The organism is Allobosea sp. FG18, assembly GCF_057809495.1.
In genome coordinates this window covers 54,789-77,483 of record NZ_JBMDKB010000005.1, presented here as the reverse complement: position 1 = coordinate 77,483, position 22,695 = coordinate 54,789, and the positions used below count along the sequence as shown (strand labels likewise).

At 65.9% G+C, this 22,695-nt stretch carries 21 protein-coding genes; 7 read left to right on the top strand and 14 right to left on the bottom strand.

Annotated features, from left to right (window positions below; translation table 11 throughout):
- The 4 genes from ACODTJ_RS07460 to ACODTJ_RS07445 form a co-directional block, all read right to left on the bottom strand.
- Complete coding sequence (locus ACODTJ_RS07460; protein ID WP_454654847.1) at window positions 1-801, bottom strand: ABC transporter permease; 801 nt, start codon at window positions 799-801, stop codon at window positions 1-3.
- A gap of 172 nt (window positions 802-973) precedes the next feature.
- Window positions 974-1,840 (bottom strand): ABC transporter permease, encoded by an 867-nt coding sequence (locus ACODTJ_RS07455; RefSeq protein ID WP_454654849.1) that lies wholly within the window; start codon window positions 1,838-1,840, stop codon window positions 974-976.
- Window positions 1,837-2,880 (bottom strand): ABC transporter ATP-binding protein, encoded by a 1,044-nt coding sequence (locus ACODTJ_RS07450; RefSeq protein WP_454654851.1) that lies wholly within the window; start codon window positions 2,878-2,880, stop codon window positions 1,837-1,839. Before ACODTJ_RS07450 ends, ACODTJ_RS07455 begins: the two co-directional genes overlap by 4 nt.
- A 155-nt stretch (window positions 2,881-3,035) precedes the next feature.
- A complete protein-coding gene (locus ACODTJ_RS07445) occupies window positions 3,036-4,070 on the bottom strand; it encodes an ABC transporter substrate-binding protein (RefSeq protein WP_454654852.1) in 1,035 nt (344 codons plus the stop codon).
- 120 nt (window positions 4,071-4,190) lie between these two features.
- On the opposite strand from ACODTJ_RS07445, the gene ACODTJ_RS07440 reads away from it, so the two are divergent.
- Window positions 4,191-5,096, top strand: coding sequence for a LysR substrate-binding domain-containing protein (locus ACODTJ_RS07440; RefSeq protein ID WP_454654853.1), 906 nt, complete (start codon window positions 4,191-4,193; stop codon window positions 5,094-5,096).
- Window positions 5,097-5,362: 266 nt separating this feature from the next.
- On the opposite strand, the gene ACODTJ_RS07435 is transcribed toward ACODTJ_RS07440, so the two are convergent.
- Complete coding sequence (locus ACODTJ_RS07435) at window positions 5,363-6,688, bottom strand: MFS transporter (protein WP_454654854.1); 1,326 nt, start codon at window positions 6,686-6,688, stop codon at window positions 5,363-5,365.
- 185 nt (window positions 6,689-6,873) lie between these two features.
- On the opposite strand from ACODTJ_RS07435, the gene cyoA reads away from it, so the two are divergent.
- The 5 genes from cyoA to ACODTJ_RS07410 are packed head-to-tail and all read left to right on the top strand — an operon-like array spanning window position 6,874 to window position 11,739.
- Entirely contained in the window at window positions 6,874-7,956 is a 1,083-nt protein-coding gene (gene cyoA / locus ACODTJ_RS07430) for a ubiquinol oxidase subunit II (RefSeq protein ID WP_454654856.1), read from the top strand.
- 12 nt (window positions 7,957-7,968) lie between these two features.
- Window positions 7,969-9,966 carry a cytochrome o ubiquinol oxidase subunit I gene (gene cyoB, locus ACODTJ_RS07425; protein ID WP_454654857.1) on the top strand — a complete coding sequence of 666 codons (1,998 nt, stop codon included), beginning with the start codon at window positions 7,969-7,971 and terminating at the stop codon, window positions 9,964-9,966.
- 9 nt (window positions 9,967-9,975) lie between these two features.
- Complete coding sequence (cyoC, locus tag ACODTJ_RS07420) at window positions 9,976-10,608, top strand: cytochrome o ubiquinol oxidase subunit III (RefSeq protein ID WP_454654858.1); 633 nt, start codon at window positions 9,976-9,978, stop codon at window positions 10,606-10,608.
- Window positions 10,605-10,988 carry a cytochrome o ubiquinol oxidase subunit IV gene (gene cyoD / locus ACODTJ_RS07415; RefSeq protein ID WP_454654860.1) on the top strand — a complete coding sequence of 128 codons (384 nt, stop codon included), beginning with the start codon at window positions 10,605-10,607 and terminating at the stop codon, window positions 10,986-10,988. The genes cyoC and cyoD overlap by 4 nt, the downstream gene beginning before the upstream one ends.
- 10 nt (window positions 10,989-10,998) lie before the next feature.
- Complete coding sequence (locus ACODTJ_RS07410; RefSeq protein ID WP_454654861.1) at window positions 10,999-11,739, top strand: SURF1 family protein; 741 nt, start codon at window positions 10,999-11,001, stop codon at window positions 11,737-11,739.
- 106 nt (window positions 11,740-11,845) lie between these two features.
- Here the strand turns inward: ACODTJ_RS07410 and ACODTJ_RS07405 are convergent, their stop codons facing one another.
- From ACODTJ_RS07405 to ACODTJ_RS07390, 4 genes are all read right to left on the bottom strand, one after another.
- On the bottom strand, window positions 11,846-12,844 hold the full coding sequence (locus tag ACODTJ_RS07405) for an extracellular solute-binding protein (RefSeq protein WP_454654863.1): 999 nt from the start codon (window positions 12,842-12,844) through the stop codon (window positions 11,846-11,848).
- Between the two features lie 83 nt (window positions 12,845-12,927).
- Window positions 12,928-14,568 carry an ABC transporter permease gene (locus ACODTJ_RS07400; RefSeq protein ID WP_454654864.1) on the bottom strand — a complete coding sequence of 547 codons (1,641 nt, stop codon included), beginning with the start codon at window positions 14,566-14,568 and terminating at the stop codon, window positions 12,928-12,930.
- Complete coding sequence (locus tag ACODTJ_RS07395) at window positions 14,565-15,623, bottom strand: ABC transporter ATP-binding protein (protein WP_454654865.1); 1,059 nt, start codon at window positions 15,621-15,623, stop codon at window positions 14,565-14,567. Before ACODTJ_RS07395 ends, ACODTJ_RS07400 begins: the two co-directional genes overlap by 4 nt.
- Before the next feature lie 71 nt (window positions 15,624-15,694).
- On the bottom strand, window positions 15,695-16,489 hold the full coding sequence (locus ACODTJ_RS07390) for an inositol monophosphatase family protein (protein WP_454654866.1): 795 nt from the start codon (window positions 16,487-16,489) through the stop codon (window positions 15,695-15,697).
- Window positions 16,490-16,629: 140 nt separating this feature from the next.
- Here ACODTJ_RS07390 and ACODTJ_RS07385 point away from each other — a divergent pair, with 140 nt between their 5' ends.
- On the top strand, window positions 16,630-17,406 hold the full coding sequence (locus ACODTJ_RS07385; RefSeq protein ID WP_454654868.1) for a DeoR/GlpR family DNA-binding transcription regulator: 777 nt from the start codon (window positions 16,630-16,632) through the stop codon (window positions 17,404-17,406).
- Between the two features lie 52 nt (window positions 17,407-17,458).
- Here the strand turns inward: ACODTJ_RS07385 and ACODTJ_RS07380 are convergent, their stop codons facing one another.
- From ACODTJ_RS07380 to ACODTJ_RS07360, 5 genes are all read right to left on the bottom strand, one after another.
- Entirely contained in the window at window positions 17,459-18,460 is a 1,002-nt protein-coding gene (locus ACODTJ_RS07380) for a 4-hydroxyproline epimerase (protein WP_454654869.1), read from the bottom strand.
- A gap of 10 nt (window positions 18,461-18,470) precedes the next feature.
- Window positions 18,471-19,712, bottom strand: coding sequence for an NAD(P)/FAD-dependent oxidoreductase (locus ACODTJ_RS07375; protein ID WP_454654870.1), 1,242 nt, complete (start codon window positions 19,710-19,712; stop codon window positions 18,471-18,473).
- 121 nt (window positions 19,713-19,833) lie between these two features.
- Window positions 19,834-20,793, bottom strand: a complete 960-nt coding sequence (locus ACODTJ_RS07370; RefSeq protein ID WP_454654871.1) for a dihydrodipicolinate synthase family protein — start codon at window positions 20,791-20,793, stop codon at window positions 19,834-19,836.
- A gap of 115 nt (window positions 20,794-20,908) precedes the next feature.
- Window positions 20,909-21,619 (bottom strand): GntR family transcriptional regulator, encoded by a 711-nt coding sequence (locus ACODTJ_RS07365; protein WP_454654873.1) that lies wholly within the window; start codon window positions 21,617-21,619, stop codon window positions 20,909-20,911.
- Between the two features lie 130 nt (window positions 21,620-21,749).
- Window positions 21,750-22,532 carry a transporter substrate-binding domain-containing protein gene (locus ACODTJ_RS07360; protein ID WP_454654875.1) on the bottom strand — a complete coding sequence of 261 codons (783 nt, stop codon included), beginning with the start codon at window positions 22,530-22,532 and terminating at the stop codon, window positions 21,750-21,752.
- Between the last annotated feature and the right edge of the window lie 163 nt (window positions 22,533-22,695).

The window sequence follows — 22,695 nt, the reverse complement described above, 5'->3', positions numbered from 1 at the left end:
TCAGCCTTTTCCGGTTCCGACGAACAGCCGGTCGAGCCCGAAGAGCCTGTCCAGCGCCATCAGCAGGATGGCGGTCAGGGCGATCAGGCAGGCGGAGACGGCTGCGATGAGCGGGTCGATATTGTCCTGGATGTAGAGGAACATCCGGACGGGGAGCGTGGTGGTGGCGGGCGAGGCGATGAAGACCGTCATCGTTACCTCGTCGAAAGAGTTGATCGCGGCCAGCAGCCAGCCCGAGACGACGCCCGGCAGGATCAGTGGCAGCGTCACCCGGCGGAAGACCACACTCGGGCTCGCGCCGAGCGAGATTGCGGCATGCTCGATGCGCCGGTCGATCCCGTAGGAGGCGGCGAGCACGAGGCGCAGCGCGAAGGGAATGATCACGATGATATGGCTCAGCACCAGCCCGAGGAAGGTCCCGGAAAGGCCGATCTGCGTGAAGAAGCGCAGGAAGGCGATGCCCAGCACGACATGGGGGACCATCAATGGCGACATGAACAGCGCCGTCATCGCCTCGCGACCAGGGAAGCGATAGCGGGCGATGGCGAGCGCGGCGGGCACTGCCAATCCGATCGCGACAGTGGAGGACAGCGCCGCCAGCCAGAGCGAATCCCGGAAGGCGCGCAGGAACTCGGGATAATCCAGGATCGCCTTGAACCAGCGCAGGCTCCAGACCCGGCCCGGCAGCGAGAGATAGCCCTCCGGCGTGAAGGCGACGAGGCAAACCACCACCAGCGGCGCCAGCATGAAGACGACGAAAAGCGTGTGGAACAGGATGGCGAAGGGACCGTTGCGGCTCATGCCCAATCCCCTTTCGCTCTGCCTGTCTCAGCCCTCGTCCTGAGGAGCGCCGCAGGCGCGTCTCGAAGGGCGCTCCAGGAGGCTGGAGATAGCTGGACCATCCTTCGAGACGCCGCTTCGCGGCTCCTCAGGATGAGGGCTGCGGGAGGGGTGAGCGGAGTGAAGAGGCCGCTCATTCGAACACCTGTGAATAGCGCCGCTCGACCAGCCGGTTGGCGCCGACGGTGAGGATGACCAGCGCGGCGAGCAGCAACACGGCGACGGCGGCGCCGAGCGGCCAGTTCAGCGTGTTCAGGAACTCGTCATAGGCGAGCGTCGCCGCGACCTTGAGCCGCCGGCCACCGATGATCGCGGGCGAGGCGAAGGCGCTCGCCGCTAAGGCGAAGACGATGATCGAGCCCGAGAGGATACCCGGCACGATCTGCGGCAGGATCACGCGACGCCAGATCGTCAGGCGGGAGGCGCCGAGCGAGAGGGCGGCATTCTCGATCTGCGGATCGAGCCGCTGCAGCGAGGCCCAGACCGCGAGGATCATGAAGGGGATCAGCACATGGACGAGCGCGATCACCACGCCGGTCTCGGTGAACATGAATTCGAGCGGCTGGCCGATCAGGCCGAGCGCCATCAGCCCGCGATTGACCAGCCCGTTCGAGCCCAGCAGCAACGCCCAGCCGAGCGTGCGGGCGACAACCGAGACCAGCAGCGGCCCGAGGATCGCGAGCAGGCAGAGGCCGCGCCAGGCCGGCGACATGCGGTTGAGGATATAGGCTTCGGGCACGCCGATCAGGATGGCGAAGAGCGTCACCAGCACGGCGATGCGCAGCGTGCGCAGGAAGACTTCGAGGAAATAGCTGTCGCCGAAGATTTCGCGGAAATTCTTCAGCGTGAGCTCGGCGACGATGCCCTTGTACTGACCCCAATCGTAGAAGGCGAGCAGCACGGTCATGCCAAGCGGAATGATGACGAGGCCGAGGAAGACGGCGAGCGCAGGACCCGTCAGCCAATAGGGCGTTGCGCGGGCGGAAGCATCCGGGCTCATGAGCCTGCGCCCTCCGCCAGGAGCGCCGCGTCGCCCGCGCCGAAGCATAGCTTCACGCTCTCGCCTTCGGCGGGAACGGGGGCGCCGTCATTGTGCCGGATCAGCGTGACCGGGCCGGCGGCGCTTTCCGCCGTCAGCAGCCAATGCGCACCCTGGAAGACGCGCGAGGTGATGCGGGCGCTGAAGCCGGTTGCGCCCTCTGCCGCGAAGCCGAGGCGCTCGGGACGCACTGCGACGCGTAGCGCGCCCGATGGGGCGCCGGCGAACGGCACCGAGAGGTTTTCGATCGCGACCCGACCATGGCCATCGCCTGTCGCATTGAGGACATTGGTCTTGCCGAGGAAGTTTGCGACGAAGGCGGTAGCGGGCGCGCCATAGACCGTGTCCGGCGCGCCGATCTGCTCGACGCGGCCCTTGTTCATCACGACGATCCGGTCGGAGAGCGCCATCGCCTCGTGCTGGTCATGGGTGACGAGGATCGTGGTCGTGCCGATCGAGCGCTGGATCTGGCGCAGTTCGCCTTGCATCTCCTCGCGCAACTTGGCGTCGAGATTGGAGAGAGGTTCGTCGAGCAAGAGCAGAGACGGCCGGATGACCAGCGCACGAGCCAGTGCGACGCGCTGCTGCTGCCCGCCCGACATCCGGCGGGGATAGCGGTCCTCGAAGCCCTTCAGCCCGACCAGCGCCATCGCCTCCAGCGTGCGCTTCTCGCGCTCCGCCTTCTCGACGCCGCGCATTTCCAGTCCGAAGGCGATGTTCTGCGCCACCGTCATATGGGGAAAGAGCGCATAGCTCTGGAAGACGATGCCGAGGCCGCGCTTGTTGGGGGCGACGCCGCCGAGATCGCCGCCGTCGAGCAGGATGCGGCCGCGATCGACCGGCACGAAGCCGGCGATCATCTGCAGCGTCGTGGTCTTGCCGCAGCCGGAGGGGCCAAGCAGCGAGATGAACTCGCCGCGCGCGACCGAAAGGTCGAGCCCCTCGACGGCGACCGCCGTGCCGTAGGACTTGCCGAGGCCTTCGAGAACGAGATGGGACATGGGCTACTGCTGGCCTCGTGACTGAGGGCGCGGAAACTCCCCCGTCATCCCGGGCTTGACCCGGGATCCATCGAAGAGCGTAGCGCCCTATGATGGATCCCGGATCTTCGCTTCGCTACGTCCGGGATGACCGTGAGGTTCGAGGGCGGACTCTGTTACCGCTCGACCTCGCGGTTCCAGCGCCTCGTCCATTCCTCGCGCTTGGCGTTGACGATGTCCCAGTCGACGGCCTTGAGCTTCTTCACGTCCTCGCCATAGGGCAGGCCCTTCTGCTCATCGGGCGTCAGCGTCACCGTCATGTTGGCGGGGCCGAAGCCGGCGCCGGTCGCCATCACCTTCTGGATCGCGGGCGAGAGCATGAACTGGATGAAGGCGTTGGCCTCGGCCGCGTTCTTCGAGCCATCGACCGGGCAGGCGGCGACGCCGAGCGCGAAGCCGCCTTCCTTCGGATAGACGAACTCGACCGGGAAGCCGGTATCGGCGAAGGCCTTGACGCGGCCCGATCCCCAGACGCCGAGCACGGCCTGGCCGTTCTGGAAGAGTTCGGTCATCTTCGCCGGGGAGGGCTCATAGGCGACGATGTTCGGGTTGATGTCCTTCTTGAAGGCATCGAAGCCCGGCTCGATGTTGTTTTCGCCGCCACCGCCAATCTGGGCGAAGGCGATCAGCGCATGCAGGCCATAGGTGTTGTTGATCGGCGGGCTGACGATCTTCTTGCCGTAGGTCTTCGACTTCAGGTCGTTCCACGAGGTCGGGGCCGGCCATTTGTTCTCGTCGAAGACCTTCTTGTTGTAGAACAGGCCGGTGCCGACGAGGCCGAGCCCCACGCCCTTGTTCGACTTGAACTTCATCACCGGCGCGACGTCCTTGTAGACCGCGCCGTCGGTCAGCGGGCCGCAGAAGCCGAGCGCCACCGCCTGATAGGCCGGGCCGTCATCGACGATCGCGACGTCGATCTGCTGGTTGCCCTTCTGCGCCTGCAGTTTGGCGAGCGTGTCGGTCGAGTTGCCGGCGACATACTCGATCTTGACGTTGGCCTGCTTCTCGAAGGTCGGGATGACCTCCTTGCGCATGGTCTGTTCGTAGGAGCCGCCATAGCCGGCGACATAAAGCGTCTTCTGCTGGGCGAAAGCGGCGGAGCCGGCGAGCGCGGTTCCGGCAACCAGAGCGAATGTGATGGCGAGTTTCACGGGATCCCCTCCTCGTTTTCGAGTGATGCCGTTAGGTTCGGTGCTGATCTGGAACTGGTCAAATCGAATGTTTCGCGCAATCCATGCTGAAATGTTATGTTTGCCTCGGGAGGGGTGAGCATGCTGAATCCGCGCCAGATCGAGGCTTTTCGGACCGTGATCGTGACCGGCGGTATCACCGCTGCGGCGCAGGCGCTCAACGTCACGCAGCCGGCGGTGACGCGATTGATCCAGGACCTGCAATATGCGCTCGGCCTGCCGCTGTTCGTGAAGCGTGGCGCGCGGCTCGTGCCCACCAATGAGGCGCTGTCGCTCTATCGCGAGGTCGAGCGCCAGTTCGTCGGGCTGGAGCGCATCGAGAACGCCGCCCGCAACCTGCGCGAGGGGCGCGCTGGCTCGCTGCGCGTCGCGGCGCTGCCGGCCTTCAATGTCGGGTTTCTGCCGCGAGTCGTCGGCAGCTATCTCAAGCAGAAGCCGGATCTGGAGATCGCGATCTACGGCAGCATCTCCTCTCAGGTCGTGGACTGGGTGACGTCGGGTTTCTGCGAACTCGGTTTCGCCCAGATGCCGCTCGATTTCCCAGGGATCGATATCGAGATGCTGCCGCCGATCGCGCAGGTCGCGGTGCTTCCAACGGGGCACAGGCTGGCCGCCAAGGCCGAGCTGGTGCCGGAGGATTTCGCCGGGGAGCCGTTCATCTCGCTCGAACAGTCGACGCAGCTGCGCTACCGCATCGACGCGCTGTTCTCGGCCCATGGCGTGACGCGTCTGACGCGCGTCGAGACGCCCTTGTCGATGATCGCCTGCGGGCTGGTCGCCGCGGGTGCCGGAGTCGCGGTCGTCGATCCATTCACGGCGGCGGAGTATCGCGGCAGGGGTATCGAGATACGCCCGCTCAAGCCGCAGGCGGTGTTCGACATCGCGATCATCTGGGGCGCCGGCCGTTTCCGCTCTGCCGTCGCATTGGATTTCGTTGAGCGGGTCCGGGCTGCGGTCGGAGACTTCTCGGGCGAGGGGCCCGGTTGAAAGGCGTCATCCGCCTCCGCCGCGAGGTCCAGGGTGATTGTTGTTGGACGGTTGGCCTGGTCCTGCCCCGTTTTGTGGTCCAGGCGCTATGCAAGCGTTCGGGCATTGAAAGCCTGGTTTGCAGGGGTGTTCGGGGTCAGGCGGCCGAGCGCGGTGCATGGCCTGCCGTCGTTGCACTCCTTTCTCCAGAGTTCGATCCTGTGACGGGCATCGGCCATTGACAGGGACCGGGAGGCATTCCGTACGCAAGCGGGAAGGGAAGCGCCCTATTCGTAGCGTGCTTCCAGCCGTCGATCGATCCACAGCGCCGCCAGCGTGCAGAGCGCACCGGACAGCAGGTAAAGGCCGACCCAGGCGAGGCCGAAGCTGCTTGATAGCGTCAGCGCCACCAGTGGGGCGAAGCCGGCGCCGATCAGCCAGGCGAAGTCGGATGTCAGGGCGGCGCCGGTGTAGCGGTATTGCGGCTTGAAGCTGGACGCGACTGCGCCGGCAGCCTGGCCATAGGCGAGGCCGAGCAGGCCGAAGCCGATGATGACGTAGATCGTCTGCCCGGCCAGGCTGTCGCCGAAGAGCAGCGGCGCGACGATGCTGGAGAGGCTGAACAGCGCGATCATCCCACCCGAGAGCAGCAGGGTGTTGCGGCGGCCGATCTGGTCGGCGATCAGGCCGGAGGTGACGATCGCGCCGGCGCCGACCACGGCGCCGGCCCCCTGCACCAGCAGGAACTCGGAGACCGAGCGATCGGTGAAGAGGTTGATCCAGCTCACCGGGAAGATGGTGACGAGGTGGAAGAGCGCGAAGCTCGCCAGCGGCACGAAGGCGCCGAGGATGAGGGTCCGGCCATGGACGCGGATGAGCTCGACGACCGGGACCGGCACCAGCTCGCGCGTTTCCATCAATTCGGCGAATTCATGGGTCGCGACCATGCGCAGCCGTGCGAAGAGCGCGACGACATTGATCGTCAGTGCGACGAAGAACGGATAGCGCCAGCCCCAGCTCAGGAAATCCTGCTTCGAGAGCGCGCCCTCGAAATAGGCGAAGAGACCGGCGGCGAGGACGAAGCCGAAGGGCGCGCCGAGCTGTGGCAGCATCGCATACCAGCCGCGGCGGTTCGGCGGGGCATTGAGCGCCAGCAGCGATGACAAGCCATCCCAGGCGCCGCCGAGCGCGATGCCTTGCAGCAGGCGGAATCCCGCGAGGATGACGATCGACCAGATGCCGAGCGTCGCATAGCCCGGCAGGAAGGCGACGCCCGCCGTCGAGCCGCCGAGCAGGAAGAGGGCGGCGGTGAGCTTGGTCGCGCGGCCATATTGGCGGTCGATCGCAAAGAACAGCACCGAGCCGATCGGGCGGGTGACGAAGGCCAGCGCGAAGATGCCGAAGGCGTAGATCGTGCCCGTCAGGCGGTCGACGAAGGGGAAGACCAGCTCGGGGAAGACCAGCACGCAGCCGAGGCCGAAGACGAAGAAATCGAAATATTCCGAGGTCCGGCCGATGATGACGCCGAGCGCGATATCGGCCGGCGACACGTGGTCGCGGCCATGCTCGTCCGTCGGATGTCTCGATGAATGGCTCGCCGCGTCAGTGCTCATGACCGCGAATTCCTCGTTAGGAGGCGGAGCCGGCAGGACCGGGCTTGCCCGCACCTCATACAAATGGATACGGTGGATAGAAGCTACCCGTCAAACCATCGCAATGGGACAGATTGTCTTATGTGCGGTGCAAAAGAATAGGAATAGAGAACGGCTGTTCCCGGATCAGGGAGGTCTCGAGTCTCTTGAGAATCTTTCGAATTCTATCGATTCTGCCGTTGTTGGCGCTGCTCGGCGGCTGCCAGATGGTCCTCCTGGGCCCGTCCGGCGATGTTGCGTTGCAACAACGAAACCTCCTGCTCGCCTCGACCGCGTTGATGCTGCTGGTCATCGTGCCGGTGATGGCGCTGACGATCTTCTTCGCCTGGCGCTATCGCGCCTCGGCCAAGGCCAGCTACGACCCGGACTGGAACCATTCGCTGCCGCTGGAGGTGGTGATCTGGTCGGTGCCGCTGCTGATCATCATCGTGATCGGCGCCATGACCTGGATGGGGACGCATCTGCTCGACCCCTATCGCCCGCTCGACCGCATCAGTGCCGGCAAGCCGACGGTCGAGGCGAAGGCGGGCGGCAACGGCGTCCGCAAGGAGCCTCTCGTCATCCAGGTCGTCGCGCTCGACTGGAAATGGCTGTTCCTCTACCCGGCGCAGGGCATCGCCTCGCTCAACGAGGTCGTCGCGCCGGTCGACCAGCCGATCGAGTTCCGCATCACCTCCTCCTCGGTGATGAACTCGCTCTTCATCCCTGCGCTGGCCGGCCAGATCTACGCGATGCCGGGCATGCAGACCAAGCTCAACGCCGTGATCAACCATGCCGGCGAATTCGAGGGCTTCTCGGCCAACTATAGCGGCGCCGGCTTCTCCGACATGCGCTTCCGCTTCCGCGGCGTCGACGACAAGGGTTTTGGCGACTGGGTGCAGGGCGCGATCCGCAAGGGCAGCACGCTCGGGCGCGAGGAATATCTCGTGCTGGAGCGGCCGAGCGAGCGCGAGGCGGTCCGCTATTTCCGCGACATCCCGTCCGATCTCTTCGGCGCCATCCTCAACATGTGCGTCGACCGGGCCAAGATGTGCACGCGCGACATGATGGCGCTGGACGCCAAGGGCGGCGGCGGCAAGGAGGGCATCCACATCGTCGCGCAGCTCGAATACGACAAGAGCGTGCGCCGCGGCGGGCAGCCGATGCCGCCACGCCCCTTCGTGACGGCGATCTGCACGCCGACCGACGTCTACGGCACCGCGGGCGTCACCGCTCGCGCCGCCAACTGAGGCGAGTGAGCGATGACCTATCCCGACTGGTGGAAGCCGATCTTCGGGCGCTTCACCCTCGAGGCGATCCCCTATCACGAGCCGATCCTGATCGGGACCTTCGCCGCGGTCGTGCTCGGCGGGCTTGCACTCGTCGCACTGGTCACCCGCTACAGGCTCTGGGGCTATCTCTGGCATGAGTGGTTCACCAGCGTGGACCACAAGAAGATCGGGATCATGTACATGATCCTCGGCGTGATCATGCTGCTGCGCGGCTTCGCCGACGCGCTGATGATGCGCGGGCAGCAGGCGATCGCGTTTGCCGGCAACGAAGGCTACCTGCCGCCGCACCATTACGACCAGATCTTCACGGCCCATGGCGTCATCATGATCTTCTTCGTGGCGATGCCCTTCGTCACCGGGCTGATGAACTATGTCGTGCCGCTGCAGATCGGCGCGCGCGACGTCGCCTTCCCCTTCCTGAACAATTTCTCGTTCTGGATGACGGTCGGCGGCGCCGTGCTGGTGATGGCCTCGCTGTTCGTCGGCGAATTCGCCAAGGTTGGCTGGCTCGCCTATCCGCCGCTCTCGGGGGCTGCCTACTCGCCCGGGGTGGGTATGGACTACTATCTATGGGCCCTGCAGATCGCAGGCGTGGGCACGACCCTGTCCGGCGTCAACCTGATCGCGACCATCGTGAAGATGCGCGCGCCCGGCATGGACATGATGAAGATGCCGGTCTTCACTTGGACCTCGCTCTGCACCAACGTGCTGATCGTCGCGACCTTCCCGATCCTGGCGGCGACGCTCGCGCTGCTCACGCTCGACCGCTATGTCGGCACGAATTTCTTCACGAACGATCTCGGCGGCAATCCGATGATGTACGTGAACCTGATCTGGATTTGGGGCCACCCGGAGGTCTACATCCTGATCCTGCCGATCTTCGGGGTGTATTCCGAGGTCGCCTCGACCTTCTGCGGCAAGCGCCTCTTCGGCTATGCCTCGATGGTCTATGCCACGGTGGTCATCACCATCCTGTCCTACCTCGTCTGGCTGCACCATTTCTTCACGATGGGTTCAGGCGCCAGCGTGAACTCCTTCTTCGGCATCACGACGATGATCATCTCGATCCCGACGGGCGCGAAGATCTTCAATTGGCTGTTTACGATGTATCGCGGCCGCATCCGCTTCGAATTGCCGATGCTGTGGCTGCTCGCCTTCATGATCACCTTCGTGATCGGCGGCATGACCGGTGTGATGCTGGCGGTGCCTCCGGCTGATTTCATCCTGCATAACAGCCTGTTCCTGATCGCCCATTTCCATAACGTCATCATCGGAGGCGTGGTCTTCGGCGTCTTCGCCGGCATCGCCTACTGGTTCCCCAAGGCCTTCGGCTTCAAGCTCGACAAGTTCTGGGGGCTGCTGTCCTTCTGGTTCTGGGTGATCGGCTTCTACGTCGCCTTCATGCCGCTCTACATTCTCGGGCTGATGGGCGTGACGCGGCGCCTCAGCCGCTTCGAGGACCCGTCGCTGCAGATCTGGTTCGTGATCGCCGCGGTGGGCGCCGTGCTGATCGCGCTCGGCATCCTCTGCTTCATCATCCAGATCGCCGTCAGCATCATCAGGCGCGAGCCATTGCGTGATACGACCGGTGACCCGTGGGACGGGCGCACGCTGGAATGGTCGACTTCGTCGCCGCCGCCGGCCTACAATTTCGCGTTCACGCCGATCGTGCATGACCTCGATGCCTGGGCCGACATGAAAAAGCGCGGCTACAGGCGCCCGCTCGGCGGCTTCAAGCCGATCCACATGCCCCGGAACACGGGCGCAGGCGTGATCATCGCCGGGCTCGCGACGATCTGCGGCTTCGCGCTGATCTGGTACATCTGGTGGCTGGCGGCGTTGAGCTTCGTCGCCGTGATCGCGACCGTGATCATCCACAGCTTCAACTACGACCGCGACTTCCACATCTCCGCCGACGATGTCGTGCGGGCAGAGGAAGCGCGCAGCCGACAGCTCGGACGGGCCTGAGGGGCGATAATGGCCAAGGCGAAAGCACAGGCACGGGCCGCGAGCGTTCCGGCATTCTACGTCACCGGGGACGAGCACGCCCATTCCGGCGGCTCGACCATGCTCGGCTTCTGGCTCTATCTGATGAGCGACTGCCTGATCTTCGCAGTCCTCTTCGCGACCTATGGCGTGCTCGGGCGCAACTACGCGGCCGGGCCGTCGGGCGCCGACCTGTTCGATCTCAGGCTGGTCGCGGTCAACACGGCGATGCTGCTGTTCTCCTCGATCACCTACGGCTTTGCCATGCTGGCCATGGATAAGGGCAAGCAGGCGGTGATGCAGCGCTGGCTTCTCATCACCGGGCTCTTCGGCCTCGCCTTCCTGGCGATCGAGCTCTACGAGTTCGCGCATCTCATCCGCGAGGGCGCGACGCCGATGCGCAGCGCCTTCCTGTCCTCGTTCTTCACGCTGGTGGGTACGCACGGCCTGCACGTCACCTTCGGCCTGATCTGGCTGACCGTGCTGATGACGCAGGTCTCGAAGCGCGGGCTGATCGAGGCCAACCGCCGACGCCTGCTGTGCCTCTCGATGTTCTGGCACTTCCTCGACGTCATCTGGATCGGCGTCTTCACCTTCGTCTATCTGATGGGCGTGCTGAAATGAGCGGTTCCCCAGGCCACGTCGACCCACACGCCGAACCGCATGGTGCCCATGGCGACGACCATGCCCCGCATGGCAGCCTGCGCGGCTATGTCACCGGCTTCCTGCTCTCGGTCGTCCTGACGGCGATCCCGTTCTGGCTCGTGATGAACGACGTGCTGGGGAATGCGACGCTGACGGCGATCGTGATCATGGCCTTCGCGGCCGTGCAGATCGTCGTCCACATGGTCTATTTCCTGCACATGAACGGCCACTCGGAGGGCGGCTGGAACATGATGGGGCTGATCTTCACCATCGTCATCGTGGCGATCGTGCTCGCCGGTTCGCTCTGGGTGATGTTCCACCTCAACAGCAACATGATGCCCGACATGCACAGGATGTGAGGCCGGGGCGATGCCGGTCGACGCAGGAGGGCGCAAACGCGGTGGCTTTGCCCGGTTTGCCTTTGCCGCCGCGCTCGGCCTGTTCACGCTGATCTTCGCTGGACTCGGGATCTGGCAGCTCGAACGTCGCAGCTGGAAACTCGATCTGATCGCCCGGGTCGAGGCTCGGATTCATGCTGCTCCGGTCGCGGCACCCGGGCCGGATGCATGGACCAGCATCGGTGCGGCGACCGACGAATATCGCCGCGTTGTGCTGCAGGGCCGCTATCTCGATGCCCCGGAAACGCTGACCATGGCGGTGACCGAGCGCGGGCCGGGCTTTTGGGTGGTGGCCCCGTTCCGCAGCGATGCCGGCTTCACCGTGCTGGTCAATCGCGGCTTCGTGCCGGAGGACCGGCGCAACGCGAGCGAGCGGCGAGCGGCGGGGACCGGGGACATGAGGGTGGTCGGCCTGTTGCGTCTGAGCGAGCCCGGCGGTGGCTTCCTGCGCAGCAACGATCCCGCTGCGGGGCGCTGGTATTCCCGCGATGTCGCCGCGATCGCCTCTGCGCGCGGGCTGGGCAAGGTAGCGTCCTATTTCGTCGATGTAGATGCGGCCGCCGAACCCGGCCCGCTGCCGCAAGGCGGGATGACCCAGGTCAGCTTCCGCAACACGCATCTGATCTATGCGTTGACATGGTTCTGCCTCGCGCTGATGAGCGCGGGGGCTGCGATCTTCCTGATCCGCCGGGGCGGTGAGGAGGCGCCATGAAGCGGCTTCGACCGGGCCGTTTCCTCAAACGAAATCAGGCGCCCGGAGGCGCCTGAGGAGTGTTCGGATATCGCCTCGCTTCGGACCTGCCGAAGCGGCGGTCCGCTTACTTCGTCGAGGTGCCGTAGGACTGCCAGCGCTTGAGGAACTCGTCGCGCTTTGCGGCGGCCTCCTCCTCGTCGATGGCGAAGACCTTGACGCTGTCGATGGCCGGCAATTCGACATGCTTGGAGACATCGATATCGCTGCGGCTCGGCCGGCGGAAGGCGTTCTCGAGTAGGGCGATCTGGGCTTCCTTCGACAGCATCAGGTCATAGGCCGCCTTGGCGGTGGCGCCGGCCGGCGCGCCCTTGACCAGAACCTGGAATTCCGGCGTCGAGAAGGTGCCCTCGGCCGGATAAAGCAGCGAGATCTCGCGCTGGCCGCCGGCGACATAGGCATAGGCGTTCGACTCGAAGGTCAGGCCCATGGCGAACTCGCCCTGGCCGACGGCGCGCAGCACGGTCGAGGCGGCGCTGGAGACGGTGAGGTTCGCGGCGAGGGCCTTCAGGCCCTCCGGCCCCATCAGCTTGTCGACGCCCCAGAGGATGGTGAAGGCGGTCGAGCTGTTGGCGGGATCGGCGATGATGATCTTGCCCTTGAAGGCGGGGTCGATCAGGTCCTTCCAGGTCTTCGGCGCCGGCTTTCCGCCAAGCTGGTTCTTGTTGATCATCGCCACGACGAGGTGGACGTTCGAGGCGGTCCAGAGGTTTTCGGGGTGGCGCAGGGCTGCCGGAATGGCCGATGCGGCCGGGGAGGCATAGGGCTCGAAGAGCTGCTTGAAGGCGCCGAGCGTGTTGGCGCTGGAGCTCCAGAAGAGGTCGGCCTGGGGCTTGGCAGCCTCGGCCTCGATGCGGCGCAGCAGCTGGCCCGAGCCGCCAGTGATCGTGCTGATCTTGAGGTTGGGCTGCTTCTCCTTGGCGACGCCGAGAACGGCGTCGACGGACTGCGCATTGTTGGAGGTGTAGAGCACCACGGTGCCCGAGGCGGTCTGGGCCAGCGCGGGCGCGGCGGCCATGCCGGCAAGGCCGGCGAGCACGGTGCGGCGGTCGATCAGGTGGGTCATGGTCGTTCCTTTCATTCCGCCTTCCCCTCTGAGCGCGGGCGGCAGGCGGCGCCGGCCCGGCCTTGTCGTCTGGTTCGGGTGGTTCAGCTCTTCGACGAGAATAGGTCGATCTTGAAGACGCGGGTCGCGACGATGATCGGGATCAGGATCACCGCGACCAGCACGAGGCCATAGGCCGAGGCCTGTGCCATCAGGTTGGAGTCGATCAGCTTGTAGATCTGGATCGGCATGGTCTCGCGCCCGCCGGAATAGACGATGATCGAGGCCGAGAGCTCGGCGACGGTGGTCGTCCAGGTCAGCACGGCGGCGGCGGCGACGGCCGGCAGCATCAATGGCAGCACGACCTTGAAGAAGGTCGAGACCGGCGGCACGCCGAGGCTGATCGAGGCCTCCTCGATCGAGTTCGGGATGTTGTAGAGCGTCGAGGAGGAGTTGCGGATGCCGAAGGGCAGGCGGCGCACGACATAGGCGAGCACGATGATGCTGGCCGTGCCGGTCAGCGGCAGGAAGCCGGTGTTGAAGGACATGATCAGGCCGATGCCGATGATCGTGCCCGACAGAGCCAGCGGCAACGCCGTCAGGTAGTCGAGCGCAGGCGTCAGGATGTTGCGCTTCTTGACGATGAGATAGCTGACGATGGCGCTGAAGGTGATGCCGATCACGGTCGCAGCCGCCGAATAGAGAAGGGTGTTGATTACCGGATCCGGCGCGATCTTCACGAGGCGCTCGACATGGGCGGTGGTCCACTCGCCCCAGCGCATGACCGGGCCGCGCGACACGGTGAAGGCACCGATCACGATCGAGCCCAGCGGCAAGAGCGAGACGATGACCAGGAGCCCGGCGGCAAGCCCGATGAAGAGGCCGGGCAGGCCGCGCAGCTTCTCGGCACGGGCGCCGCGGCCTTGCGTGACCTCGTGGCGGCCGCGCGAGACGATCCAGCGCTGGACGAAGAGCACGATCATGACCAGCGCGATCGAGACGGTGGCGAGCGTCGACTGCATCACCGGGTCGGAGCCCCCCTCGGCGACGGCGGCCTGATAGGTCAGGACCGAAAGCAGCGGCACGCGGCTGCCGAGAATGGTGGCGGTGGCGAAATTGCCCACGACCAGCGTGAAGACCAGGAGCGCGCTCGCCAGCACGGAGGGCAGCACCACCGGCAGCATGACGTTGAGGCGCGAGCGGGCCGGCGAGGTGCCGAGGCTTTGCGCGGCCTCCTCGAGCTGGACGTCGAAGCCGCGGATCGCGGCGAGCGTGCCGATATAGATGTAGGTGTAGTAGGTGAAGGTCATCACCGTGATCAGGCCGGGCCAGCCGTAGAAGCTCGGCATGTCGATGCCGTGGCCGCCGAGCCAGCGGGTGATGAAGCCGTTATTGCCGAGCATCATCAGCCAGGTCTGGGCGGCGATGACCTCGGGAATGACCAGCGTGATCAGCGGCAGAACCGCGACGATGCCCTTGCCGGGAAAGTCGAAGCGCGCCGTGAAATAGGCGAGCGGCACGCCGATCAGCGTCGTGGTCAGCGTCACCGCGACGCCGAGCACGATGGTGTTGACGATGGCGGCGAAATATTTGGGATCGCCGGCCAAGGTCACCCAGCCGTTGCGGCCGCCGCTGCCGATGGAGCCGGTCAGCACGTTGAGCAGGGGATAGAGCAGGAAGACGGCCAGGATCGCCAGCGCCAGCACGGAGAACCAGAACCAGATCGAGCTGAACTGGCGAGTCATGACGCCAGCACCAGCGTGCGGGCGGGATCGAAGCCGAGGCCGACGCTGGCGCCGGGCTCGAAACGGTCATGCGCGCCGTTCTGCAGGTCGACCGCGAGCACGCGGCCGCTGTCGAGCGCGACCTTGTAGCTGGTCTTGCCGCCGAGATACTGGCGATGCGCGATCCTGCCGGGCAGGGTGCCGGCCGTGCCAGGCTCGGCCAGCAGGATGTCCTCGGGCCGCGCCACCAGCGTCGCCTTGCCGGCTGTGAGGGCGGCCGGCGCGCGCGCCGTGATGGTGACGCCGTCGAGCGCGATGGTCGCGGTCTCGCCGGCTTGCCGGGCAGCAGTCTCTACCGCGATGATGTTGGCGCCGCCGACGAAGTCCGCGACATAGCCGGTGCGCGGCTCGCGGTAGATCTGGGCGGGCGTGCCGACCTGCTCGAGCCGGCCCTGGTTCATCACGCCGATCCGGTCGGACATGGCGAGCGCTTCCTCCCGATCATGGGTGACGAAGACCGTGGTGATCTTCGCCTCGCGCTGGAGCTCGACGATGGTTTCGCGCACCTGGAGGCGCAGCTTGGCGTCGAGATTGGAGAGCGGCTCATCCATCAGCAGCACCTTCGGCTGGATGACGAGGGCGCGTGCCAACGCCACGCGCTGGCGCTGGCCGCCGGAGAGCGCGGCCGGATGGCGGGCGCCCAGATGGCCGAGGCCGACACGCTCCAGCGCCGCCTGAACCTTGAGCTTGATCGCGCTTTCCGCCTGTTTGCGGGCGCGCAGGCCATAGGCGACGTTGTCGAAGACGGTCTTGTCCGGGAAAAGCGCGTAGTCCTGGAAGCACATGCCGATATCGCGCTTGTGTGGTGGCAGATGCGTCACCTCCGTGCCGCCGAAGCGCATATGGCCGCGCTCGGCCGGCACGAAGCCGGCGATGGTGCGCAGAAGCGTGGTCTTGCCGCAGCCGGACGGGCCGAGCAACGTGAAGAACGTGCCCGGCTCGATCGTCAGCGCCAGCCCGTCGATGACGCGCTGCCCGCCATAGGCGACGGCCAGATCCTCGATCGCAATGCCCATCTCGTCGTCCCCTCAAAACTGGAAGCTCCGGCGGATCGACGCCGTCTCGGAGCGAATATTCCGTAGTCGGCTTAGCGCTTCATCGCGGCTTCGACCAGCCGGAGCATCTCGCGGTGGCGGGCGGGATCGCCGGCCGCCATGATGCGCTTGCCGGTGTCGCGATTGATCGGGCGACCTTCCCAGTCGGTGATGGCGCCGCCGGCGCCCTCGATGATCGGGCGGAAGGGGGCGAAGTCCCAGAGCTTCAGGCGCGTGTCGAAGGCGGCGTCGGTGCGCCCGCTCGCGAGCAGGCCGAAGCTCATGCAGGCGCCGCCCCAGATGCGCCAGGCGGTGGCGGCACGCATGGCGTCGAGGGCTGGGGTCTCTTCCGCGTCGAAGAAGTCGGGATTGCTGGCGGAAAGGATGGCCTCACCAAGCGCGCCGCAGGTACGGGTGCGGCAGGGGCGGCCGTTATGTGTGGTGGGGCGGCCCTTGATGCCGATCCAGCGATCGCCGGTGATCGGATGATCGATGACCCCCAGGATCGGCTCGCCCTCCTGCATCAACGCGATCAGCGAGCCGTAGACCGGCAGGCCGGCAATGAAGGCGGCAGTGCCGTCGATCGGATCGAGCACCCAGACCAGATCGGCATCGCCATCGGAGGGAGCTTCTTCCTCGCCGATGATGCCGTGGCTCGGGAAGCGGTCAGCCAGCATCTCGCGCATGCGCCGCTCGATCCGGGCGTCGAGCGCGGTGACGAAGCTCTTGTCCGGTTTGACCTCGACATCGGGGCGCACGGTCGCTGCCTCGCGCAGGATCCTGCCACTCTCCGTCGCTAGTTGGAGGGCGAAAGCCAGCCACTCGTCCTGATTGTTCCCGGCGTGCATTCGCCATCCTCGTCTACTCTGGAGGTGGCTTAGCATTTGTGGATATGTGTGGCAATGTGTATTTCTGTGCAATTCGCGCGAGCTTCGGTTGTGTGCCGCCCTGAGCGGTGCCATGAACGCTTCGGAGGAGGCGATTGCTCATGTGGCAAGGCGATCGAAAGCAGCGCATCGGCACGCTTCTCGAGACGTTTGGTAGCGTTTCGGTCGAGCGGCTCGCCCAGGAGTTCGATGTCTCCAACGAGTCGATCCGCCGCGATCTCGTCGCTATGGAGCGGGACGGCCGGTTGCGGCGCGTCCATGGTGGTGCGGTCAGCCTTCCCGCGGAGCAGGACGCATCCTACGGGGCCCGTTCCGCGGTCCGGCTGCAGGAAAAGCGCGCCATCGCGCTGGCTGCGCTGGCCCTGATCAAAAGCGGCCAAACGCTGTTCCTCGACGGGGGAACCACGACGGCGGCACTGGCGGAGGAGCTGAAGAGCGTTCCCGAACTCAACATCCTCACGAACTCGCTGCAGGTCGCGACGAGCATGGCCTCGACCCAGCAGAGGATGGGCAGCCGCGTCTTTCTGCTCGGCGGTGCCATCGTGCATGAGCCGCCGGAGACCGGCGGTGCATCGACGATCAACGATATCTATCGCTTCAAGGCCGACATGGCCTTGCTTTCACCCTTCGGCGTCGACGTGGACGGCGCGGCGACCAATTTCTTCGAGCACACCGCCGAGATCGCCCGGGCCATGGTCGCCAATTCGGCCAGCGTCGCCCTGATCGCCGACCACTCCAAGATCGGCGTCACGAGCCGCGTCCGCTTCTGCGAGCTTGATCGGGTGTCCGCCATCGTGACTGACAAGAAAGCGCGGCGGTTGCCTGCGTTGGCCGCGCTTTCGAGCGTCGTCGGGCGCGTCATCGTTGCCGACAGCTAGGGCATCGGACAGACAAGCGCTCTGCTGAGGTGATGCGGGCCGCCGAGGCCCCTCACACCACGACGAAGCCGTGGGCGAAGGGGTCGCGGTCGTCGATGAAGATGGTGTTGTAGCCGGTCATCCGAGCCCAGCCGGCGATGGAGGGGATGATCGCCGGACGGTTGGCCACAGTCGTCGCGGCCTCGACGCGGCCCTTGAACAGCGAGCCGATGATCGATTCATGCACGAATTCGTCGCCCACAGCGAGCTTCCCCTTGGCGGCGAGCTGGGCCATGCGGGCGGAGGTGCCGGTGCCGCAGGGCGAGCGGTCGATTGCCTTGTCGCCGTAGAACACGGCGTTGCGGGCATGGGCCTCGGGCTTCGTCGCCTTGCCGGTCCATTGGATATGGCTGAGCCCCTTGATCTCGGGGTGCTCGGGATGGACGAACTCGTATTTGGCGTTGAGCGCGGCGCGCAGCTTCGGCGACCAGCCGATCAGCTCGCCGGCGGTATGGTCGGCCATGTCCCGGAAGTTCTTCTGCGGCTCGACGATGGCGTAGAAATTGCCGCCATACGCGACATCGACGACGATCTCGCCGAGGCCCTCGACCTCGGCCGTCAGGCCCTCCGCATAGAGGAAGCCCGGCACGTTGGTCAGGCGGACCTCCTCGACGAAGCGCCCCTCCTGGCGATAGCTGATATCAACCTTGCCTGCAGGCGCCTCGATCGAGAGCTTGCCCGGCTCGCGCGGGGTGATCAGCCCGTTCTCAATGGCCATGGTGATGGTGCCGATGGTGCCGTGGCCGCACATCGGCAGGCAGCCGGAAGTCTCGATGAAGAGCACGGCGACGTCACAATCGGGACGCGTTGGCGGATAGAGGATCGAGCCCGACATCATGTCATGGCCACGCGGCTCGAACATCAAGCCGGTGCGGATCCAGTCGAATTCGCGCAGGAAATGCGCGCGCTTCTCCAGCATGTTGGCGCCTTCGAGCCGCGGGCCGCCGCCGGAGACGAGGCGCACCGGATTGCCGCAGGTATGGCCATCGATGCAGGAGAAGGTGTGGCTGGCCATGGTCCGACTCTCAGAAGCGCTGCGGTGAGAAGGAAGCGATGTCGATGACTGGGGGCCGATCGGTCAAGAGATCGGCGACGAGCCGGGCGGTGCCGGCCGATTGCGTCAGGCCGAGATGGCCATGCCCGAAGGCATAGACCACGCGCGGCGTCGCACGCGCCCGGCCGATCGCCGGCAGGCTGTCGGGCAGCGAGGGTCGAAAACCCATCCATTGCACGCCGTCATCGGGCTTGAGGCCGGGCAGGAAGGCGCGGGCCCTGGCCAGCATCGCTTCCGAGCGGCGGAAATTCGGGGGCAGGTCGAGCCCGCCGAGCTCGACGGCGCCGCCGACGCGGATGCCGGTCGAGAGCCGGCTGACGACGAAGCCGTGACCGCCGAAGGTGACCTGCGTGCGCAGGTCGAAGGCATCGGGCGGCAGGGTGGTGTTGTAGCCGCGCTCGGTTTCGAGCGGGATGCGCTCGCCCAGGCTTTGGGCGATGCGATGCGAGAAGGCGCCGGCGGCAAGGACGACCTGCGCGGCCTGGCGCGAGTGGCCGTCGCGGACATGGACCGCGACGCTGCCGTCAAGCGGCTGCAGGCTTTGGACCTCGAGCCGCTCGATGATGCCGCCGCGGGCGCGGAAATGCTCGGCCAGCGCCAGCGTATAGCTCTGGGGGTCTGCGATCGAGTACCAGCCGGGCGTGAAGGTGCCATGGGTGAAGCGCGGCGCGAGGCCGGGCTGGATCTCGGCCATGCCGGCGGCGTCGAGATGGTGGAAGGCGATGCCGTGTTCCGCGCGGGCCTGCCAGCCGGGCTGTGAGGCGTCCAGCTCGGCTTTACCTTCATAGACTTGGAGATTGCCGTCTTTGCGCAGCATTCCGAAGGTGCCGGTCTCCTGCAGGAAGGGTTCCAGCTCCGCCTTGGACAGGTCCATCAGGGCGGTTTGCGCTGCAGTCGAATGCGCGACGCGGGCGGGCGAGCAGGCGCGCCAGAAGCGGAACATCCAGGGCGCGATCCTGAGCGCATAGGCCGGCGGCACCGAGAGCGGCCCGAGCGGATCGAGCAGCCATTTCGGCGCCTTGCGCAGGATGCCGGGCGAGGCCAGCGGCAGGATGTCGGTGAAGGCGAAGGCGCCGGCATTGCCAGCGGAAGCACCTGCCGCCGGCCCGGTTTTGTCCAGCACCACGATCGACAGGCCGCGCCCCTGCGCCGCGATCGCGGCGGAGAGGCCGACCACGCCGGCGCCTATGACGATGACATCGGGACTGGCCATCAGCGGGTATGTTTCGCGAATGCGTGCTGCGATTTTGGTCCGGGCCGATAATCGGCCGGGAAAACCAGCATGGAGCTTGCTCCCGCGCGACGGAAGGGCTTCCGCCGCGCGGGGCGCATGATCAGGCCGCCTGCTTGCGGGCGACGTTCGCCTTCGACCAGTCGGCGTACCAGGCGTCGAACAGCTTGAGCTGGGCCTCGGCATAGCCGCGCTGGCTGTCGCTGAGCGCATCGGTCTCGTTGAAGTGCAGCGCGTATTCCGCGTCGCCCTTCAGGACCATCATGTGCTTGAAGAACAGGACGAGGTCCGGGCCGGCATCGAAGGAGGAGAGCACGGCCAGCGCCTGCTCCAGCTCCTGCGCCTGGCGGCGCGCTGTGGCATCGCCGGCGGCCGCGGCCACCGAGAGCTGGCAGAGGTGGAGCACTTCCTTCGGCAGGACATTGCCGATGCCGGTGATCGCGCCGGTCGCGCCACAATTGACGTAGCCATGGACGACGGTGGTGTCGATGCCAATCATCAGCGAGACGTCGTCATCACGGCTGGTGATGTTCTCGGCCGCATAGCGCATGTCGTCGGCGCCGCCGAATTCCTTGAAGCCGATGAGGTTCGGGTGTTCGGAGCGCAACGCGAAGAACAGGTCGGCGCGGGTGGCGAAGCCGTAATAGGGGCTGTTGTAGATCACGGCCGGCAGGTCCGGCGCGGCGGTCAGGATCGCCTTGAAATGGGCCTTCTGGGCGGCGATGACCGAGCCGCGGGAGAGGACGCGCGGGATCACCATCAGGCCCTTCGCGCCGACCTTCTGGGCATGGGCGGCATGAGCGACGGCAGACGCCGTATTGACCGCGCCGGTGCCGACGATGACCGGGATGCCGGCCTTCACCAGCCGCTCGACGCCTTCCATGCGCTGGGCATCGGTGAGAAGCGGCCAGTCACCCATCGAGCCGCAATAGACCACGGCGGACATGCCGGTGGCGATCAGCTCCTTGGCCTTGCGCACCAGCCCGTCGAAATCGGGCGTGCGGTCCGGCTTGCAAGGGGTCATCAGCGCGGGGATCACGCCGGAGAAAATCTTGGCCTTCATCTCGCTCTCCTTCTGGCTGTCGTTCTTGCGGAGACGCCGCCCTGGCGGCGCGTCCCTCCCGAGCCCTGTATAGAGATTTGCATATTATTTGTCGACAAGAATTCGGCAGTGGCGCTCAGAGGGAGATGTCCAGCCTCTCCTCTCCGATCATAAGCTTTTGAATCTGCAGGACGATCTGCTCGGCATGCGCCTTGCCGAGGCGCTCGGACAGGGCGGTGTCGCGCGCCACGATCGCGGCGATCATCGCTTCGTGCTCGTCGACGAATTGCTGCGGCAGCCGGTCGTCATAAGACTGGTAGTAGAGCCGCAAGAAACGCCGACCCTCGTCGAGAAGGCGGCTGAACAGGTTGTTGAAATAGGGGTTGCGCCCGGCATCCGCGATCGCGGCATGGAAGGCGGCGTTGGTCGCGATCATCGCCAGCGCATCCTGCGCCTTCACGGCGGCGGCGAATTCCGCCTGCCGGGCGCGGATCGCCACGAGGTCTTCCGACCGGCGGTTCTGGGCGGCGAGCTGGGTCGTCACCCGGTACATCAGGGTCAACGCATCGAAGAACGGCGACATGTTGAGGAAGTCGAGATTAGCCACCATGGTCGAGCGGTTCGGCAGCGTATCGATCAACCCTTCGCCAGCCAGCCGCACCAGTGCCTCGCGGATCGGCGTGCGCGACATGCTGAAGCGCTCGGCGAGCTGCACCTCGTCGATCGGGCTGCCGGGCGGCAGGACGAGATCGAGGATTTCGTCGCGCAGCAGGTCGTAGACGAACTTCACGCCCGAGCCGCGCTTGCGTTCCGGGGCAGGCGCTGCCTTGGTCTTGGTGGCTTTCATGGGGAATCCTCTTGTCGACAAGAGGAGTACGGGCGGCGCAGCGCTTGATCAATCGATTACCGGACGACGGCGACGATGGTCTTATGCCCGTTCCCACCCGTGCCGGTGTCCAGGCCCACGCTCGACCGGATCAGCGGCCGGAATCCACCCCGGCGACGGAGAGGCCGGTGACGCCATGCCTGGCGATCAATTGCGTGACGATGCCGCTGCCGATGGCGGCCGCGACGAAGCTCGTGAGATATTCGAGAGCGATACCGGACGCCTTGGGCGTGCCCAGCGCCTGCTGGACCGCCATGAAGCGGCCGGGAAGCATGCGCGAGCCCGGCAGCGTCCTCTCATCTTCGATCAATTTGGGCCGCAGGCCGGCAAGCGCATCCAGTTTCCCGTCGACGAACTGCCGATAGGCTCCGTCGAAGCCCTCTCCGGCGACAAGTTCGGCCGCCTGGATGTTGCGTTCGAGCCAGAGGCCATAGGCGGTGCGGGCGGCAACCGCGATGCGCCGGCCCTTCCGGTCGACCTCCGCCACGGATTGCAGGTCCGAGCCCGCAGGCACCAGATAGGTCGCCTCGATCTCGGTATAGGCGGGCGTGAAGGCGATCACGGCGGCGCGCTGCGGCTCCGCGCCGACCAAGGCGACATCCCATTCGTCGCGCTCGGCCGCATCCGAGAGCGGGCCGGGCGATTCATAGGGGACGTATCGGAGCGGCAGGTCGAGACATTGAGCCAGGATCGCCGCCATGTCGGGCGAGACGCCGGCCGGGCCGCCATCGGCCGTGCGGCTGGAGACCAGCAGGAAGTTCGAAAGGTTGATGCCGGCCCGCAGCACGCCATGGCGCGAGAGCGCCTGGCGAACCGCCTGCGGCGGCTCCCCGATGATCGCGCGGATCCGTCGTGCGTCCTCGCCCATCGTCATGCCGTCCGCGGAGTCTTGGCGACCAGCTCGGGGCCGATACCGTTGCAGGGGAGGGCGAGGATTTCCATATCGGCTCTGCTCCGGCGCCAGCAATTTCGGTATTGGCTATTGCATGGTGTAAGACCAATGATCGGTCAAGGTGCCCTGTTGATCCGCTATCATG

Coding starts and splice junctions, on each gene's coding strand:
- ACODTJ_RS07440 (WP_454654853.1), top strand. CDS start 4,191: ATGCTGAATCCGCGCCAGATCGAGGCTTTTCGGACCGTGATCGTGACC.
- ACODTJ_RS07410 (WP_454654861.1), top strand. CDS start 10,999: ATGCCGGTCGACGCAGGAGGGCGCAAACGCGGTGGCTTTGCCCGGTTT.
- ACODTJ_RS07455 (WP_454654849.1), bottom strand. CDS start 1,840: ATGAGCCCGGATGCTTCCGCCCGCGCAACGCCCTATTGGCTGACGGGT.
- cyoD (WP_454654860.1), top strand. CDS start 10,605: ATGAGCGGTTCCCCAGGCCACGTCGACCCACACGCCGAACCGCATGGT.
- ACODTJ_RS07460 (WP_454654847.1), bottom strand. CDS start 801: ATGAGCCGCAACGGTCCCTTCGCCATCCTGTTCCACACGCTTTTCGTC.
- ACODTJ_RS07395 (WP_454654865.1), bottom strand. CDS start 15,623: ATGGGCATTGCGATCGAGGATCTGGCCGTCGCCTATGGCGGGCAGCGC.
- ACODTJ_RS07390 (WP_454654866.1), bottom strand. CDS start 16,489: ATGCACGCCGGGAACAATCAGGACGAGTGGCTGGCTTTCGCCCTCCAA.
- ACODTJ_RS07370 (WP_454654871.1), bottom strand. CDS start 20,793: ATGAAGGCCAAGATTTTCTCCGGCGTGATCCCCGCGCTGATGACCCCT.
- ACODTJ_RS07400 (WP_454654864.1), bottom strand. CDS start 14,568: ATGACTCGCCAGTTCAGCTCGATCTGGTTCTGGTTCTCCGTGCTGGCG.
- ACODTJ_RS07380 (WP_454654869.1), bottom strand. CDS start 18,460: ATGGCCAGCCACACCTTCTCCTGCATCGATGGCCATACCTGCGGCAAT.
- ACODTJ_RS07365 (WP_454654873.1), bottom strand. CDS start 21,619: ATGAAAGCCACCAAGACCAAGGCAGCGCCTGCCCCGGAACGCAAGCGC.
- ACODTJ_RS07385 (WP_454654868.1), top strand. CDS start 16,630: ATGTGGCAAGGCGATCGAAAGCAGCGCATCGGCACGCTTCTCGAGACG.
- ACODTJ_RS07360 (WP_454654875.1), bottom strand. CDS start 22,532: ATGACGATGGGCGAGGACGCACGACGGATCCGCGCGATCATCGGGGAG.
- cyoC (WP_454654858.1), top strand. CDS start 9,976: ATGGCCAAGGCGAAAGCACAGGCACGGGCCGCGAGCGTTCCGGCATTC.
- ACODTJ_RS07435 (WP_454654854.1), bottom strand. CDS start 6,688: ATGAGCACTGACGCGGCGAGCCATTCATCGAGACATCCGACGGACGAG.
- ACODTJ_RS07405 (WP_454654863.1), bottom strand. CDS start 12,844: ATGACCCACCTGATCGACCGCCGCACCGTGCTCGCCGGCCTTGCCGGC.
- ACODTJ_RS07450 (WP_454654851.1), bottom strand. CDS start 2,880: ATGTCCCATCTCGTTCTCGAAGGCCTCGGCAAGTCCTACGGCACGGCG.
- ACODTJ_RS07375 (WP_454654870.1), bottom strand. CDS start 19,712: ATGGCCAGTCCCGATGTCATCGTCATAGGCGCCGGCGTGGTCGGCCTC.
- cyoB (WP_454654857.1), top strand. CDS start 7,969: ATGACCTATCCCGACTGGTGGAAGCCGATCTTCGGGCGCTTCACCCTC.